This window comes from Pandoraea nosoerga, assembly GCF_902459585.1.
In the GTDB taxonomy this organism is placed as follows: domain Bacteria; phylum Pseudomonadota; class Gammaproteobacteria; order Burkholderiales; family Burkholderiaceae; genus Pandoraea; species Pandoraea nosoerga.
Map to the genome: position 1 here is coordinate 181,238 of NZ_CABPSC010000010.1, position 16,020 is coordinate 197,257.

Annotated in this window: 15 protein-coding genes; 7 read left to right on the forward strand and 8 right to left on the reverse strand. The window is 67.6% G+C overall.

What is annotated here, in order from left to right:
* Positions 1-61 precede the first annotated feature (61 nt).
* Positions 62-496 carry a GtrA family protein gene (locus PNO31109_RS14390; protein ID WP_150556146.1) on the forward strand — a complete coding sequence of 145 codons (435 nt, stop codon included), beginning with the start codon at positions 62-64 and terminating at the stop codon, positions 494-496.
* A 22-nt stretch (positions 497-518) separates the two neighbouring features.
* Here PNO31109_RS14390 and PNO31109_RS14395 read toward each other — a convergent pair whose 3' ends face one another.
* Together PNO31109_RS14395 and PNO31109_RS14400 are read right to left on the reverse strand one after the other, a co-directional pair.
* Entirely contained in the window at positions 519-1,664 is a 1,146-nt protein-coding gene (locus PNO31109_RS14395; protein WP_241014205.1) for a glycosyltransferase family 2 protein, read from the reverse strand.
* A gap of 5 nt (positions 1,665-1,669) precedes the next feature.
* Entirely contained in the window at positions 1,670-2,971 is a 1,302-nt protein-coding gene (locus tag PNO31109_RS14400) for a glycosyltransferase family 87 protein (protein ID WP_150556147.1), read from the reverse strand.
* 451 nt (positions 2,972-3,422) lie between these two features.
* Between PNO31109_RS14400 and PNO31109_RS14405 the strand changes: the two genes are divergently transcribed.
* A complete protein-coding gene (locus PNO31109_RS14405) occupies positions 3,423-4,121 on the forward strand; it encodes a GntR family transcriptional regulator (RefSeq protein ID WP_150556148.1) in 699 nt (232 codons plus the stop codon).
* Positions 4,122-4,131: 10 nt separating this feature from the next.
* On the opposite strand, the gene ychF is transcribed toward PNO31109_RS14405, so the two are convergent.
* Both ychF and ypfJ read right to left on the reverse strand, forming a co-directional pair.
* Positions 4,132-5,226 carry a redox-regulated ATPase YchF gene (gene ychF, locus PNO31109_RS14410; protein WP_150556149.1) on the reverse strand — a complete coding sequence of 365 codons (1,095 nt, stop codon included), beginning with the start codon at positions 5,224-5,226 and terminating at the stop codon, positions 4,132-4,134.
* A 201-nt stretch (positions 5,227-5,427) separates the two neighbouring features.
* Positions 5,428-6,291 carry a KPN_02809 family neutral zinc metallopeptidase gene (ypfJ, locus tag PNO31109_RS14415; protein ID WP_150556150.1) on the reverse strand — a complete coding sequence of 288 codons (864 nt, stop codon included), beginning with the start codon at positions 6,289-6,291 and terminating at the stop codon, positions 5,428-5,430.
* A gap of 191 nt (positions 6,292-6,482) precedes the next feature.
* On the opposite strand from ypfJ, the gene PNO31109_RS14420 reads away from it, so the two are divergent.
* The 3 genes from PNO31109_RS14420 (at position 6,483) to PNO31109_RS14430 (ending at position 10,389) form a co-directional block, all read left to right on the forward strand.
* Positions 6,483-7,673 carry a UbiH/UbiF family hydroxylase gene (locus PNO31109_RS14420; RefSeq protein WP_150556151.1) on the forward strand — a complete coding sequence of 397 codons (1,191 nt, stop codon included), beginning with the start codon at positions 6,483-6,485 and terminating at the stop codon, positions 7,671-7,673.
* An 85-nt stretch (positions 7,674-7,758) separates the two neighbouring features.
* Complete coding sequence (locus PNO31109_RS14425; protein WP_150556152.1) at positions 7,759-8,541, forward strand: DsbC family protein; 783 nt, start codon at positions 7,759-7,761, stop codon at positions 8,539-8,541.
* 39 nt (positions 8,542-8,580) lie between these two features.
* Positions 8,581-10,389, forward strand: coding sequence for a M61 family metallopeptidase (locus tag PNO31109_RS14430; protein ID WP_150556153.1), 1,809 nt, complete (start codon positions 8,581-8,583; stop codon positions 10,387-10,389).
* A gap of 69 nt (positions 10,390-10,458) precedes the next feature.
* Here PNO31109_RS14430 and PNO31109_RS14435 read toward each other — a convergent pair whose 3' ends face one another.
* On the reverse strand, positions 10,459-11,412 hold the full coding sequence (locus PNO31109_RS14435; RefSeq protein WP_150556154.1) for a LysR family transcriptional regulator: 954 nt from the start codon (positions 11,410-11,412) through the stop codon (positions 10,459-10,461).
* Between the two features lie 271 nt (positions 11,413-11,683).
* On the opposite strand from PNO31109_RS14435, the gene PNO31109_RS14440 reads away from it, so the two are divergent.
* Both PNO31109_RS14440 and PNO31109_RS14445 read left to right on the forward strand, forming a co-directional pair.
* Entirely contained in the window at positions 11,684-12,283 is a 600-nt protein-coding gene (locus PNO31109_RS14440; protein ID WP_150556155.1) for an FMN-dependent NADH-azoreductase, read from the forward strand.
* A 40-nt stretch (positions 12,284-12,323) separates the two neighbouring features.
* Positions 12,324-13,286 (forward strand): pirin family protein, encoded by a 963-nt coding sequence (locus PNO31109_RS14445; protein ID WP_150556156.1) that lies wholly within the window; start codon positions 12,324-12,326, stop codon positions 13,284-13,286.
* Positions 13,287-13,342: 56 nt separating this feature from the next.
* On the opposite strand, the gene PNO31109_RS14450 is transcribed toward PNO31109_RS14445, so the two are convergent.
* From PNO31109_RS14450 to trpC, 3 genes are all read right to left on the reverse strand, one after another.
* Complete coding sequence (locus tag PNO31109_RS14450; RefSeq protein WP_150556157.1) at positions 13,343-14,206, reverse strand: uracil-DNA glycosylase; 864 nt, start codon at positions 14,204-14,206, stop codon at positions 13,343-13,345.
* 119 nt (positions 14,207-14,325) lie between these two features.
* Positions 14,326-15,021: a CYTH domain-containing protein gene (locus tag PNO31109_RS14455; RefSeq protein ID WP_150556158.1), complete on the reverse strand. Its 696-nt coding sequence runs from the start codon at positions 15,019-15,021 to the stop codon at positions 14,326-14,328.
* Positions 15,022-15,164: 143 nt separating this feature from the next.
* Complete coding sequence (trpC, locus tag PNO31109_RS14460) at positions 15,165-15,977, reverse strand: indole-3-glycerol phosphate synthase TrpC (RefSeq protein WP_150556159.1); 813 nt, start codon at positions 15,975-15,977, stop codon at positions 15,165-15,167.
* Positions 15,978-16,020 lie beyond the last annotated feature (43 nt).

Here is a 16,020-nt window from a genome sequence, read left to right on the forward strand (position 1 = left end):
GGCGGTCGCCGGCGTTCGTATCGTCAGGCGAACCACGCGCCGTCTTTCGCGAACCTTCGCCATGTCCGATCCGCGTCCTTCGTCGACGACCATGCAACGGCTGCGCGCATCGCCGCGCGTGCGCACGCTCGTCGTGCCGCTCCTGCGCTTCGGGGTGTCGGGGGTGGTCTGCACGGCGGTGCACGTGATCGTGGCAATCACGCTGATCGAGGCGTTCGGTGCGGGCCCGGTGCTCGCGAATGCCATCGCGTTCTGCACGGCCACGCCTTGCTCCTACCTGCTCAATACGTTGTGGAGCTTTTCGGCGCGCGTACACCGCGCGAGCCTCGTGCGGTTCGTGCCGGTCTCGATCTTCGGGCTATTGCTCACCGCCGTGGTGGCGCGCACGGTGGAGGGCCTGGGCGGCAATCACTGGCTGGGTATCGCGGCCGTGGTGCTCGTCGTGCCGCCGACGACCTTCGTGCTGCATCGCTACTGGACTTACCGGAACGTTTGAGCGCGGCGGCGGGCGTGCGGCGTCAGCGCGACGGGAGTCGGCGTGCGCGCGTGGCGAACGACATGCTGGCGCCGGTCGGGGTGCGCAATGCCTTGCGCGCAGGCGGGAGCGCCGCGCCGGCGCCGTGCGGATGACGAAGCGCGCGGCTGCCGGCGCGTGCGGGCAGATGGCTTACCTTGACGCTCGACTGGTAGCGCCGGCGCACGAGATACAGCGGCCGGCCCTTGGACTCGTAGTAGATCCGGCCGACGTACTCGCCGATGACGCCGATGCCCACGAGCTGGATGCCCCCGAGGAAGAGCACGCCGACGAGCAGCGAGGCATAGCCCGGCACGTCGACGCCGTGAATGATCGTGCGCAGGACGATGTAGGCGCCGTAGGCGAGCGAGACGAGCGCCAGCGAGACGCCGATATACGTCCAGCAGCGCAGCGGCACCGTGCTGAAGCTCGTGATGCCTTCGAGCGCGAAATTCCACAAACGCCAGCCCGAGAACTTCGATTCGCCCGCACTGCGCGGCTCGCGCACGTACTCGACGATCTCCGTATGAAAGCCGACCCAGGCGAAGAGGCCCTTCATGAAGCGGCGGCGCTCCGGCAGTTGCCTGAGCGCCGTGACCACGCGGCGGTCGATCAGGCGGAAGTCGCCGACGTTCTCCGGCAGCTTCACTTCGGACAGATGGTTGTGAACGCGGTAGTACAGACCGGCGGCGACGCGCTTGGCGACGCTGTCGCTCGCACGGTTCGTGCGTTTGGCGAGCACCACTTCCGCACCGTCTCCCCAGCGTTCGATCATCACCGGGATGAGCGCGGGGGGATCCTGCAGATCGGCGTCGATGGGGATCACGGCGTCGCCCTGCGCCTCGTCGATACCGGCGCTCAGCGCGGCTTCCTTGCCGAAGTTGCGGGTGAAGTCGATGACGCGGATGCGCGCGTCTGCCCGGCGCAGCGCGAGCAGCACGTCGAGCGTGGCGTCGGTGCTGCCGTCGTTCACGCACACGATCTCGAAGCGCACGCCGACGACCGTATCGAGCACGGGCGCCACGGCGCGGTAGAACCTGTCGAGCGCGGGCGCTTCGTTGTGACACGGCACGACAAGCGAGACGAGCGGCCCGTCCTGCGGCGTGGCAAGCGTGCCGGACGGCGAGTGGGGGGCGGCGGCGCGGGGCATGGCGATTACCTCGTGAACGCGGGCGTGGGGCCGGTGCGGCGCACGGCGGCGCCGCCGTCCGGGACGTCGAACGCGTCGGGGCCGTCCGGCACGTGGGTGAGACGCCGACGCCGGCGGCACAACATCAGGAGTGTGGCCAGCGTGATGAACGGCATGAACTGGAAGCCGACGTGCAGCACGCCGAACAGGCCGAACGCCGGGGTGAGCCAAAGCACGACGAGCCATTCGCGTTCGCCGCGCAGCCAGCCGCGCGCCAGGCCGTCGCGCACGTACCAGGCAATGACGAGGGCGAGAATCGCGAGGTCATAGTCGTAGAGGTACGGGCTCACGAGCGTGCTTGCACAAACGAGGGTGGCCGCGCGCAGCGCAAATGCCCCGGGGCGCCGCCAGAAGTCGGCCATCACCGCCACGGCGGCCAGCGCGACGACGCCATGGACGACCGCGGCGAGGATCACCGGCGCACCCAGCATGCGGGCCGTGACGAAGAAGGTCGGCACGCGCGCGATTTGCGCGTTGCCGCTGACGACGCTCTGACGCGCGAAGTCCGTGGCATGCAGGAACACGGCATATACCTCGGCCCCGAAGACGGCCGCCGCGAGTGCGGTGGTAAAGGCCACGGTCGCGACGCAAGCGGCGAGCGCGCGCCATTGCCGCGCGCACAGGAGCGCAAGCGGGAACAGCAGCGCAATATGCGGCTTGATGAAGAGCAGGCCGGCGAAGACGCCAGACAACACGGGCCGCTTGCGCAGCAACACGAGCGAGGCGCCGGCGATGGCCGTGGTGTAGAGCGCGATCTGGCCGGCGAGCAGGACGATGAATGCGCCGGGGAAGCCGAGTGTGGGCAGGCGGGCGTCGCGCCAGGGGGCCGTGCGGCGCAGCGTCGCGTAATAGGCGCCGTACCCGATGCAGGCATAGACCACATACGCGTAGGCGAAGGGCAGCAGGGCGATCGGGGCGAGCAAGAGCATCATCACGGGCGGATACAGCCACGGCATGTAGCCGCCCATCTTCTCGGCGTAGGGAAGCGCGGCGATTTGCGCGCGCGACATGATCTCGACGTTGTAGGCGTCGAGCGGGTGACCCTGGAGGACGAAGTGCGAGGCGCCCCAGAACGGCAGGAAGTCGAGGCCGATCGGGCCGACCTTCGGATTGGCGGCGAGAAAGTGCAGATACCACCACAGGACGATCACGCCGACGAGGCACAGCAGGCCGGCGCCGCTGTACAGGCGGATGCGAGCGCGGTCCTCCGACCAGTGCCGGCGCTCGCGCAGCGTTTTCTCAACGGCAGCCGACGACTTCGATGTCATGCGCGGACTCCCCCTAGGCGGCATGCAAACGGCGATTCGACTACGGACTGCGGACTGCGGACTGCGGATCAGGGACTGCGGACCACGGCGGCGGCACGGCTGTCGCAGGACGCACGTTGTCTTTCGGTCGATTGTCACTGGCAGTGCGCAGCAATCTCAAGCAGGGCATTCCCGATGTGACGTGCGGCGTGGCGTGGTTTTCTGCCGGGCCGGGGGGCGCAACCCGATGTCGTGACGTATTGGCGTAGTGATTCGAACATCGAGATACCTTTGGGCCCGCGCCGCGATTCCATATTAGACGAGACGGAGTCCGAAAACATGCCGTCCTATGGATTGCGGCAGCGCAGTGTGCAAACCGCCGTTTGAAAGTGAGTGTCGGAAGGGGGCGGGAAACACCGGGGCGCCGTGGAGGCGAGGAGGCGAGGAGGCGATAGGGAAGTGCTGATAATATATGATTTCTCAAATTATATATTATCAGTCGATGAAGCAGACGATGCATCGGGAATCCGGGACAGCCACGGCGGTGGAGCGGGCGTATGAAGACCTGCGCGAGCGGATCGGGCGCGGCGAGTTGAAGCCGGGCGAGGCGCTGCGCCAGGATCACCTGGCCGCGGAGCTGGGGGTGAGCCATGTCCCGGTTCGCGAGGCGTTGACGATGCTCGCGGCAGACGGGCTCGCGCAGAGCCGGATGAACCGGGGCACGGTGGTGTCGGCGTTGACCGAGGACGATGCGCTGGAGTTGGCCGACTATCGGGCGCTGCTGGAGGGCCGGTTGATGGCGCTTGCGATGCCGAACCTTTCGCGCGCCGATATCGCGCGGGCTCAGGCGGCGCTGGACGCCCTGGAGGCGGCGACCGAGGTGGCCGACATCGTGACGCGAAACGCGTCGTTTCACGCAATGCTTTATGCGAAGGCGGGGCGCCCGTACTTTCAGCGGGCGGTGGCGACGGCGCGGCTGAACCTGGGACGGTATCTATTCCTGTCGTGGCAGAAGGCCGGCAACGCGCAGCGTTCGCACGCGGAGCACCGCGAACTGCTGCGTCTGTGCGCGAAAGGCGACGACGCCGGCGCCGTCGCGTTGGTACAGGCCCACAACCGCGCGACGGGCGAACGGATCGCGCAGATCATTCGCGAGGGGTGGGGGGAATAGGGGCGGGCCGTCAGACGTTGAACAGGAAGTTCATCACGTCGCCATCATGCACGACGTATTCCTTGCCTTCGGCGCGCATCTTGCCGGCTTCCTTTGCGCCCTGTTCGCCCTTGTACTGGATGTAGTCGTCGAACGCGATGGTCTGCGCACGGATGAAACCGCGCTCGAAGTCGGTGTGGATCACCCCCGCTGCCTGCGGTGCGGTGTCGCCCACGTGGATGGTCCACGCGCGCACTTCCTTCACACCCGCCGTGAAGTACGTCTGCAACCCCAGCAGCTTGAAGCCGGCACGGATCACACGGTCGAGCCCCGGCTCGTCCATGCCCATGTCCGCCAGGAACTCGGCCTTGTCCGCATCGTCCATGTCCGCGATTTCCGCCTCGATCGCCGCGCACACCGCCACCACGGGCGCATTCTCCGCCTCGGCGTACTTGCGCACCGCGTCCAGATGCGGGTTGTTCTCGAAGCCGTCGTCCTTCACGTTGGCCACATACATCGTCGGCTTGGCCGTGATCAGGCAGAACGGCTTGATGAGCGCGAGTTCCTCGTCCGAGAGCTTGATCGAGCGCACCGGGCGCGCTTCGTTGAGCACCGGCGCCACCTTCTCCAGCACCGCCACCAGCTTCGCCGCTTCCTTGTCGTTGCCCGACCTGGCTGCCTTCGTGTATCGCTGCAGCGCCTTCTCGACCGTGCCCAGATCCGCCAGCGCCAGTTCGGTGTTGATCACCTCGATGTCCGAGATCGGGTTCACCTTGCCCGCGACGTGAACCACGTTCTCGTCCTCGAAGCAGCGCACCACGTGCGTGATGGCGTCCGTCTCGCGGATGTTCGCGAGGAACTGGTTGCCCAGGCCCTCGCCCTTGGAGGCACCTGCCACCAGGCCCGCGATGTCCACGAACTCCACCGTTGCCGGCACAATGCGCTCGGGCTTCACGATCTCCGCGAGCTTGGCCAGACGCGGGTCCGGCACCTCCACCACGCCCACGTTCGGCTCGATGGTGCAGAACGGGTAGTTCTCGGCGGCGATGCCCGCTTTGGTCAGTGCGTTGAAAAGCGTCGACTTACCCACGTTGGGCAAGCCCACGATGCCGCATTTGAGGCTCATGCTAAATCCTGTCTATCCGATGATGGCGCCGCGCGCGCATGCGTCTGTGTCTCTACGACGCTATCTACTATCTTCAGGCCGTGCGGGGCGCCGGCACGGCGCGCCGGTAGCGTCGCGCAAAGTCCGCTATTGTACCCGTTTCGCCCTGCGCATTCGCGGCGCGCCGGCCCCCCTCGGGCGCCCCCGCCGCGGGCGCGCTCATCAACTCAGTTGCTTGGCGGAAAACGTGTCGCACTTGCGCACGTCGCCATGCTGCAGGCCCTGACGAAGCCAGTAGACGCGCTGCGCGCTCGTGCCGTGCGTGAACGACTCCGGCACCACGCGGCCCTGCGACTGCTGCTGCAGGCGGTCGTCGCCAATGGCCGCGGCCGTCTTCAGGCCTTGTTCGATGTCGCCCGGCTCCAGCAACTGATCGTTGGCCTTCGCCGCATTGTTTGCCCAGACGCCCGCGAAGCAATCCGCCTGCAGCTCCAGGCGCACCGACAAGGCATTGGCCTGCGCCTCGCTCATGCGGCGTCGCAACTCGTCGAACTTCTCCGAGATGCCCAGCAGGTTCTGTATGTGATGCCCCACTTCGTGCGCGATCACGTAGGCCTGCGCGAAGTCGCCGCCCGCGCCGAAGCGCTGCCGCAGTTCGTCATAAAACGCCAGATCGATGTACACCTTGCTGTCGCCCGGACAATAGAACGGGCCCATCGCCGTCTGCCCGGTGCCGCACGCCGTGGGCGTCGCGCCCGTGAACAGCACCAGCCTGGGCGCCACGTACTGGCGATTGAGCTGCTGCGGGAACACCGTCGCCCAGGTGCGTTCGATATTGCCAAGCACCTTGCGCGTGAAGACGCTGTTCGCGTCGTTGGCGGGCGCGGCGTTCGGGGCGGGCTGCGACGAGGTCTGCCCCTGGATCATCTGCGAGCCCTGGACGATCACGCGCGGATCGATGCCGAAGAAGTATGAGGCGGCGAGCGCCACCACGATCGTGCCGATGCCGATGGTGGTCCGTCCGCCGAAACCGCCGCCGCGGCGATCTTCGACGTTCTGGCTTTCGGACTCGTTATCGAGGCGCATGAGTCGGGCTCCCTGAATCTGGTTTCGCTATGCGCGCAAGTATAGCGCCGGGCCGTGACGCGCGACGCTGCGTCGCAGCAGCGCGCCGGGCGGCAGGGCGTCGCCGGTGCGGCAGGCGTGCGACAATACGCCATCTCGTTTTCTGAACCAGCGGTCTCGCGCGATCCCGGCGCTGACGCTGTATTCGCCGCATGTCATTCACGCAAACCCCCAGCCAAACGCATGACGTCGTCGTGGTCGGCGGCGGCCTGGTCGGCAAGGCTGCCGCCTTGCTGCTCTCGCAGGCCCGTCTGTCCGTTGCCTTGCTCGCCCAGCCGGCCGCCGCCGCGCCTGGCGCCGGCGCCGACGAGTGGGACGCGCGCATCTACTCGCTCTCGGCCAGTTCGCAGGCGCTGTTCGAGCGCATGCGCGTGTGGCAGGCCGTCGATCCGGCGCGCGTGTGCCCCGTCTACGACATGGAAGTGTTTGGCGACGAACGTGGCACGCTGCACTTCAGCGCCTATCAGGCCGCCGTGCCGCAACTGGCCTGGATCGCCGAATCGTCCAACCTGGAGCGCGCGCTCGACGCCGCGCTGCGCTTCTCGCCGCAGGTGCAGTGGATCGACGCGCGCGCCGAAGCGCTCGACGTCGACGCCGCCGCTGCTTCGGTGCGTCTGTCGGACGGCAAGACGCTGCGCGCCTCGCTCGTGGTCGGCGCCGACGGCGCGCACTCGTGGGTGCGCAGCACCGCCGGGCTGGACGGCTCGGTGCGTCCTTATGAACAGCTCGGCGTGGTCTGCAACTTTCGCGCCGAACGGCCGCATCGCGACACCGCGTTCCAGTGGTTTCACGACGGCGAGATCATCGCGCTGCTGCCGCTGCCCGATCAGCATGTCTCGCTCGTATGGTCGGCCGCAGACGCGCACGCGAAGCAACTGCTTGGGCTCGATCCCAAAGACCTCGCCGAGCGTGTCGGCACGTTCTCGCGCAGTGAACTCGGTGCGCTCACGCCAGTCTCAGCGCGCGCCCAGGGATTTCCGCTCGTGCTCGCACACGCCCGGCGTTTGATCGCGCCGCGCGTGGCGCTCGTTGGCGATGCCGCACACGTCGTACATCCGCTGGCGGGCCAGGGGATGAACCTCGGCCTGCGCGACGTCGCCGCGCTGGGCGACGCACTGGCCGGTCGTGAATCGTTCCGCGACTGCGGCGATGCGGCGGTGTTGCGGCGCTACGAGCGCGCGCGCAAGGAAGACATCGGCAGCATGGCGTTTACCACCGACGGGCTGCACAAGCTGTTCTCGGCGAGCAGCCCGCTCGCGAAGTTCGTGCGCAACGCGGGCCTCGACAGCGTGAACATGCTGCCGTTCGTCAAGAAGTTCCTGATCGGACGCGCCCTGGGCTGACCTCACCGGGCGCCATGGCCGGTTTGCGGCGCCAGCCGCAAACGCGTCTCTCGCCTCTCGATCGATTCACTTCCGGAGATATTCGATGTTGCAACGTTATCGCGCCGCGGCGCTCCCCGCGCTCACCGCGTTCACGGCGCTGGGCCTGGCGGCCGTCTGTGTCGTGACTTCCACGACGCCCGCCGTCGCGCAGAACAAGTCCGACGCCACGCTCGATCGCGTCAAGGCCGCCGTGCAAAAGACCCTCGGCGCCGACGCTCCGATCAAGTCGGTGGCGCGCACGCCCGTGCCGGGACTCTACGAAGTGGCGATCGGCGGCGAGATCATCTACGCTGACGAGAAGGCGCAATACGTGATCCTCGGCGGCAATCTCGTCGACACGAAGACGCGTCAGAACCTGACCGAAGCGCGCCAGTCGGAACTCAACAAGGTCGACTTCGCCAAGCTGCCGTTCGATCGCGCGATCAAGTACGTGAAGGGCAACGGCGCGCGCAAGATCGCCGTGTTCTCGGATCCGAACTGCCCGTATTGCAAGCGCTTCGAAGATACGCTCAAGACGTCCAAGCTCGACAACATCACCGTCTATACCTTCCTGTACCCGGTGCTCGGTCCCGACTCGGACGCCAAGTCGAAGGCGATCTGGTGCGCGCCCGACCGACTCAAGGCATGGCATGACTGGATGCTCGACAAGAAGGCGCCGCCCACGGCCGGAGCCAGGTGCGACGACGCCGCCATCGAGCAGAACGTTGCGCTGGGCCGCCAGTTCAACGTGACCGGCACGCCGACGATCATTCTCGCCGACGGCCGTCGCCTGCCGGGCGCCGTGCCCGCCGAAGAACTCGAGAAGGCGCTGGCCTCGGTCCGGTAAGGCGCCCGCCATCCCTCAACAACAAGAAGCCGCCACGTCATGAAAGCCATGTCTGCTCCGTCCGCGATCCGGTATGCGATCGTTCCGAAGTCGCCCGCCGCCCATTTGTTCGAAGTGACGGTAACGGTCTCGAACCCCGCACCCGGGGGCCAGCGGTTCACGCTGCCCGCGTGGATTCCGGGCAGCTACATGGTGCGCGAGTTCGCGCGCAACATCGTGACGATCGGCGCGACGTGTCGCGGCCGCAAGGTTGCGCTCGACAAGCTCGACAAGCACACGTGGCAGGCCGCGCCGTGCAAGGGCACGCTGATCGTGACGTATGAGGTGTATGCGTGGGACCTGTCGGTGCGCGCCGCTCACCTGGACGACACGCACGGCTTTTTCAACGGCACGAGCGTGTTCCTGCGCGTGGAAGGGCAGGAACACGCGCCTTGCGAGGTCGACATCCTGCGCCCGCGCGGCGCCGCCTTCAAGGCGTGGCGCGTGGCCACCGCGCTCGCGCCGGCCGACGGCACGGCGGCGCTCGACTTCGGCCGCTATCTGGCCGTCGACTACGACGAGCTCATCGATTCGCCGGTCGAGATGGGCACGTTCGTGCATGGCGCGTTCAAGGCCTGCGGCGTGACGCACGAGGTCGCGATCACGGGTCCGGTGCCGAACCTCGACCTGGAGCGCCTGCTGCGCGACATGAAGAAGATCTGCGAGGCGCAGATCCGTCTGTTCGAGCCCGGCGCCCGCGCGCGCGCGCCGATGTCGCGCTACGTCTTCCTGCTCATGACCGTCGGCGACGGCTACGGCGGCCTGGAGCACCGCGCGTCCACGGCGCTGCTCGCGAGCCGCAACGATCTGCCGGTGCAGGGGCAAGCGCGCATGAGCGACGCCTATCGCGGCTTTCTCGGCCTGGTGAGCCACGAGTATTTCCATACCTGGAACGTCAAGCGCATCAAGCCGGCGGCCTTCGCGCCGTACACGCTGAGTGTGGAGAACTACACGCGGCTGCTGTGGCTGTTCGAGGGTTTCACGTCGTACTACGACGATCTGATGCTCGTGCGCAGCGGCGTGATCGAGCCGAGCGCGTATTACGAACTCGTTGCCAAGACCGTGGCGAACGTGCTGCGCGGCAGCGGGCGCCTCAAGCAGACCGTGGCCGAGAGCTCGTTCGACGCGTGGACGAAATACTACCGCCAGGACGAGAACGCGCCGAACGCCATCGTGAGCTACTACACCAAGGGCTCGCTCGTGGCGTTGGCGCTCGATCTGACCATCCGCGCGCAGACGCGCGGCCAGAAGTCGCTCGACGACATCATGCGTGCGCTGTGGCAGCGCTACGGACGCGATTTCTACCGCGGCAAGCCGATCGGTATCGAGGAAGACGCCGTGCAGCCGCTTTTCGAGGAAGTCTCGGGACTCGATCTGTCGGAGTTCTTCGCCACGGCGATCAACGGCACGCGTGACTTGCCGCTCGCGGCGCTGCTCGCCCGCATGGGGCTGACGCTGGAGCCGGTGACGCCGCAGAACGGCCGCCCGGCCCTGGGTGCGAAGACGACGAAGCGCGGCGACGAGCTCGCGCTGGCGCAGGTGCTCGACGGCGGCGCGGCGCAGGCCGCCGGGCTGTCGGCGGGCGACACGCTCGTCGCCATCGACGGTCTGCGCGTGACGGCCGGCAATCTCGACAAGCTGCTCGAGCGCTATCGCCCCGGCGATCGCGTGACGGTGCACGCGTTTCGCCGCGACGAGCTGCGCGAGACGCCGCTCACGCTCGGCGCCCCCGAAATCACGCAGTACCGCATTACCGAGTCGCGCGAGCGCGCGGCCGCTCAGCGCCGGGAGAAGTGGCTGGGCGCGTGAGCGCCGAGCGGGCACGGCGGACGATCCCCGCCCGTTCCCGAGTGCCGAGCATGTCCTGCCAACGCCCCGCTAGACGCGGGGCGTTTCACCCTCCGAGGGACCGGGCACGCTCGGGTCGCGGTTTTCCTCGGGACAGGTTCTCGCCACCGCGAGCATGTGTTCGATGAACGCCTGCGTCTTGCGTGGCAGGAAGCGCCGAGAGGGCGTGACGAGATGCACGGGGCTCGCTGGCAGCGACCACTCCGGCAGTACCTTGACGAGACGGCCGGTGCGCAAGGCGTCCTCCGCCAGGATGTCCGTGAGCGCCGCGATGCCGCTGCCCGCGAGCGCCATTTCCTTGACCATTCCCATGCTGTTGACCTGAATCGCACCGTGCATGGTGATGTCCACGCGCTGACGCCCTTTATGCAGCGTATCGGTGTTGAACAGGCGCCGTGCGCCCTGCAGGATCACGAAGCGATGCCCGTCGAGTTCGTCGGGCGTGGCGGGCAGTCCCGTCGCACTCAGATACAGGGGGCTCGCGTAAAGGCTGCGCGTGAGCTTGAGCAGCGGGCGCGCCACCAGCGTGGAGTCCGAGAGCTGGCCGGCGCGAATGGCAACGTCGACCCGTTCCGCGATCAGATCCACGTGGCGCGAACTCAGGTCCACGTCCACCATGATTTCGGGATATGCCGCGCAGAACGTGGCGAGCGGCACGGCCAGCCATTGCGCGGCGAAGTCCGCCGGCGCGGTGATGCGCAGGCGTCCGCGGGGTTTGCTCGAGAGTTGCGAGGCAAAGTCGCGCGTCTCTTCCACCTCTTCGAGAATCGGCAGACAGCGCTCGTAGTAGGCCTCGCCGACTTCGGTCAGTTCGAGACGCCGCGTGGTCTTGTGCAGCAGCTTGGTACCGAGGCGCGCTTCGAGCCGGGAGAGCCGTCTGCTCACGGTGGCCTTGGGCAGATCCAGCCGTTCGCCCGCGCGGGTGATGCTGCCCGAGCGCACCACCTCGGCGAAGATCAGCATGTCGTTCAGGTCGTCAATCATCGCAGGCGCTCCTCGGTGACGCGGTGGTGCGGCACGTCAAAAAGACCACGGTGGGCCGGAAAGTGGGCTGAAAAAGGGCCCAAAAAAGCCGGTACCGAAAGGGAAAGACCATTGTTCCAAAAAGGGAACAAACAATTCGATTTTACCGGCTTGTTTCATTTTTGGGGGTAACTAGAATTCATTCCAAGCCGACGCGCAACGGACGGTGATCCCGAGATGGGGGCCCGATGCGCACCGGATTCTCGAACCCCCAGGCTCAGGAGCCATTGAAATGACCACCATTCTGCAAATCAACTCGGCCGCCCGCTCGCAAGGCGCCAACTCGACCACGCTCGCCAACGAAACCGTCGCTCAACTGGTCGCCAAGAACCCCGGTGCGAAGGTCGTCGTGCGCGACCTGCTCGCCGACGGCGTGCCGCACCTCGACGAAGCCGTGATTGGCGCGTTCTTCACGCCGCAAGAGCAGCGTTCGCCGGAGCAGAATGCCATCATCGCCCGCAGCGATGCGCTCATCGCCGAAATCCAGGCAGCCGACTACGTCGTGTTCGGCGTGCCGCTGTACAACTTCCAGGTGCCCACGCAACTCAAGGCGTACTTCGACTGGATCGCCCGCGCCCGCGTGACTTTCCGCTATCGCGAAGACGGCACCGTGGAAGGCCTCATCCAGGGCAAGAAGGTGATCGTGGCGTTCGCGCGCGGCGGCAACTACAAGGACACGCCGGCCGACAGCCAAACCCCGTACCTGAAGTCGATCCTGGGCTTCCTGGGCATGACGGACGTGACGTTCATCTACGCCGAGGGTCTGGCCCGCGGTCCGGAGTCGGCGGCTGCCGGGTTCGCGACCGCGCGTGAAGCCATCGCCGCGCTGTAAGCGGGGCGGCTGCACCTCGAACGCACGCGCAGGCGCCCCCATGGCTCGTCCGACGCCTCTGCATCCGCGTCCGGCGAAGCGCCTGGCCTCGCATGCCGACGCGCGCGCCATGCCGCGCGTGCTTCCCGTCTCCCGTCCCGGTCGCTGCGCCGCGGTCGCGGGGGCGGGGGTTTTCGATCAGGTCGAGCAGACCGATCCGTTTCTGTCGATCGACATCTTCCGGCGCCACGGCGCGTCCATTCCGCCGCATCCGCACGCGGGCTGCACGGTGGCGACTTACCTCTTTCCCGATTCCACGACGGCGATGCGTTGCCGTCACGCGCATGGCGGCGACGACGTGGTGCGTCCCGGCGACCTGCTGTGGCTCGACACGAATTGCGGCACGGTGCACGAGGAACTGCCCGAGCATGCGGGCGCGATCGCGCGCGGCGTGCGCATGATCGTGAATCGGGCGGGGCGCCACGCGCACGGTGCGCCCGCGCAGACGGTCGTGCGCGCCGATGCAATGCCGCACTGGCGAGAGGGCGCGCTGGCGTTGACGCTCGTCTGCGGCCAGTGGCACGAGCGTCGGGTGCCGCGCGAGGTGCAGGAGATGCATGCGTCGCATGAGATACGTGGCGGCAGCGAGAAGGGCGAGCGGAATGACGTTGGCGAGCGCACGACGCTCCTGCAACTCGATTGGCAGGAAGACGATCTGCGCACGCTGCGGGTACCGTGCGACGGCCGGCGCTGGATCGCGCTGATGGTGCGTGGCGACGCCGCGCTGGCGGGGCATGCGCTGCGCGCAGAGGGCGGCGCGGCGCAGGCGCTGGCGCTACCGCCCGGCGAGTGGCAACTGGCCGGCCGCGCCGGCACCCGCCTGTTGCTGGCGGGCGGCGAACCGCTCGGCGAGCCGGTCGTCTATCGCGGCAACTTCGCCGCGCGCGACGAGAGCGATCTCGTGGCGCTTACGCGCCGCTATCAACAAGGGGCCATGGGCACGCTCACGTGCCCCGGCGAGTGAGCGGGCAAGCCGATCTCGCCCCCCATCCCGTCACCACCCGCCTCCATTTGGCGAAGTCACGCCGGCACGCGCCAGTCGATCGGCGGCTTGCCGTGCCGCTCCAGGAACGCGTTGGCGGCGCTGAAGTGCCCGCAGCCGAGAAAGCCGCGGTGCGCCGACAGCGGCGACGGATGCGGCGCTTCGAGCAGCAGATGGCCGTGACCCTCGAGCAGCGGCGCCTTCGCCTGCGCGTGGCCGCCCCACAGCATGAACACCAGCGGCCCGTGCCGCGCGGCGAGTCCTGAGAGCAGGGTGTCGGTGCAGGCCTGCCAGCCGCCGGTCCTGAACGGCTTGGCGTGGCTCGCGGCGTTGCCGGCTTCCACGGTGAGCGTCGTGTTGAGCAGCAGGACGCCCTGTCTTGCCCACGCGTCGAGATTGCCGTGCGACGGCGGCGCGATGCCCAGATCCCGCTCGATTTCCTTGTAGATGTTGCGCAGCGACGGTGGCACGCGCACACCGCGCTGCACCGAGAACGCCAGACCGTGCGCTTGCGCGATCCCGTTGTCGTCGCCGTGATACGGGTCCTGCCCCAGGATGACGACCTTCACGTCTTGCGGCGACGTCATGCGCAGCGCGTGGAAGATATCCGCGGGATAGACGGTCTTGCCTGCGGCAACCTCGGCATCGACATAGCGGCATAGCGGTGCGTAGGCGTCGCTGTCCACGAACGGGGCCACGAGCGATCGCCACGCGGCGGGCAATGCTTCGAACTGGTCTTCGACGCGCCCCCTGAGCGCGCCTTCGATGCGAGCGCCGGGGGGAGCAGCATTCGCGCCGGCAGTGGCGCGCGGCTTGGATGCCGGGTCGTCGAACAGGGAACGTTGGCGTTCGTCGGAATGCGCCGACGTCTTGGAAGTAGGCTTGCGTGAGCGTGTTGCCATGCGTGGATCGGTCAAACGATGAGTGGGGTTGCGTCGACGGACAATGTGCCGGTAAGCGATGCCCGACGGCGAGCGGTGGGGCCAGCCGCCCCAACCAGGCGCCTCGTGCACGAAGACGCTCAGTCGCCGAGCACCCTCTGTCGCAGGCGGTAGCCGCGTTGCGCCTTGCTGAGGTCGTCGCCGTGCAACTCGGGCAGCACCCGACGCAAATCCTCAGCCAGGGCGTGGAGCATGCGTTCGCCTTGGCCGGCGCGATCCCCGTCGGGGGCGTCGAGCAATTCGAGTTCCACTTCCAGCAGTGGTTCGGTGTGTCGCCGGCCATCGGCCTCGACCGCCACTTCTCCGCGGTCGAATGCGATTTCCACGACGGTGCCATCGCCCGCCACGTAGCGCCACAGACGTCGCACGAAATTGGTTTCGAACTGCGCCACCACGCTCGCGCCTTCGCGGCGCAGGATGTCCGCCGTGGCCGGCACGTCGCACGCGGCAATCAGCTGCGGCAGGTCCAGCGCCTCGCCTTTGACCGGCTGCTCCCATTCATGGCGCACATGCAATCCGTCGCGTGCTTCTCCCACCGACTTGAGCGTTTGCAGCCACTGGCCGGCATGACCGTCGCGCGCGACATAGCGAAGGCGCAACGCCGCTTTGGCGCGCGCGAGCGCCAGCGTGGCCGTGTCGAAATAGCGGTTGACGAGATGGCGTTCGCCGCGCGCCTGCGCGCCCGGCAACTGGTCCAGATGAGCGATCAGCGCGTCGGCGCGCTGGTCGGGAAGATCGCCCGGCAGGGCAAGTTTGAGTTCGCGTTCGATGGCCACGGGCCGCTCCTGTGAGGGCGTCGGACGGTTAGGCCGGTGCGGTGCCGTGCCGGGATGCGACGCGCCCCGCCCGCGGGAAGCCGTGACGGCGTCCGGGCGGGACGCCGCACCCCCGATTGCCCGATGCCGCTCGCGTGCGCGAGTCAGCGGGGCATGTCGAACAGCGTGGCGAGGGCGTCGCCCGGCTCGGGCGCGCGCATGAAGGCCTCGCCGACGAGAAAGGCGTTGACGTTGGCCGCGCGCATGCGCGCCACGTCGTCACGCGACAGGATACCCGACTCCGTCACCACCAGACGATCGTCCGGGATGTGCTTGAGCAGGCCCAGCGTGATGTCCAGCGTGACCTCGAAGTCATGCAGATTGCGATTGTTGATGCCCAGCAGCGGGGTTTTCAACTCGAGCCCGGCGTCCAGCTCGCGGCCGTTGTGCACTTCGACGATTACCGCCATGCCGAGTTCGTGCGCCTGCGCCTCGAGATCGCGCATGTGCGAGAGCTCGAGCGCGGCGGCGATCAGCAGGATGCAGTCGGCGCCCATGTCGCGCGCCTCGTACACCTGATAGGCGTCGATCATGAAGTCCTTGCGCAGCACGGGCAGCTCGCACGCGGCGCGCGCGGCCTTCAGATACTCGGGAGCGCCCTGGAAGAACTGCACGTCGGTGAGCACGGACAGGCACGCGGCGCCGCCGCGCTGGTACGACTCGGCGATCTGCGGCGGCACGAAATGCTCGCGGATCACGCCCTTCGACGGGCTGGCCTTCTTGATTTCGGCGATCACGCCGGGCACGCCGGCGCCGATCTTCGTGCGCAGCGCGCCCACGAAGTCGCGCGTGCGCAGTGCGCTGTCGCCAACGGTCGCTTCGGCGTCGCGGCGCAGACCGGCGAGCTCGCGGACGCGCTTCGCAGCAGCGACTTCTTCGGCCTTCACGGCCAGGATCTTGTCGAGAACGGTGGACATGGCAATCGGGAAATTCGGGCTTCGTTGAGATATCGGTGCGATG

Coding starts and splice junctions, on each gene's coding strand:
- PNO31109_RS14450 (WP_150556157.1), bottom strand. CDS start 14,206: ATGGCAACACGCTCACGCAAGCCTACTTCCAAGACGTCGGCGCATTCC.
- trpC (WP_150556159.1), bottom strand. CDS start 15,977: ATGTCCACCGTTCTCGACAAGATCCTGGCCGTGAAGGCCGAAGAAGTC.
- ypfJ (WP_150556150.1), bottom strand. CDS start 6,291: ATGCGCCTCGATAACGAGTCCGAAAGCCAGAACGTCGAAGATCGCCGC.
- PNO31109_RS14405 (WP_150556148.1), top strand. CDS start 3,423: ATGATTTCTCAAATTATATATTATCAGTCGATGAAGCAGACGATGCAT.
- PNO31109_RS14420 (WP_150556151.1), top strand. CDS start 6,483: ATGTCATTCACGCAAACCCCCAGCCAAACGCATGACGTCGTCGTGGTC.
- ychF (WP_150556149.1), bottom strand. CDS start 5,226: ATGAGCCTCAAATGCGGCATCGTGGGCTTGCCCAACGTGGGTAAGTCG.
- PNO31109_RS14445 (WP_150556156.1), top strand. CDS start 12,324: ATGGCTCGTCCGACGCCTCTGCATCCGCGTCCGGCGAAGCGCCTGGCC.
- PNO31109_RS14390 (WP_150556146.1), top strand. CDS start 62: ATGTCCGATCCGCGTCCTTCGTCGACGACCATGCAACGGCTGCGCGCA.
- PNO31109_RS14440 (WP_150556155.1), top strand. CDS start 11,684: ATGACCACCATTCTGCAAATCAACTCGGCCGCCCGCTCGCAAGGCGCC.
- PNO31109_RS14395 (WP_241014205.1), bottom strand. CDS start 1,664: ATGCCCCGCGCCGCCGCCCCCCACTCGCCGTCCGGCACGCTTGCCACG.
- PNO31109_RS14430 (WP_150556153.1), top strand. CDS start 8,581: ATGAAAGCCATGTCTGCTCCGTCCGCGATCCGGTATGCGATCGTTCCG.
- PNO31109_RS14435 (WP_150556154.1), bottom strand. CDS start 11,412: ATGATTGACGACCTGAACGACATGCTGATCTTCGCCGAGGTGGTGCGC.
- PNO31109_RS14425 (WP_150556152.1), top strand. CDS start 7,759: ATGTTGCAACGTTATCGCGCCGCGGCGCTCCCCGCGCTCACCGCGTTC.
- PNO31109_RS14400 (WP_150556147.1), bottom strand. CDS start 2,971: ATGACATCGAAGTCGTCGGCTGCCGTTGAGAAAACGCTGCGCGAGCGC.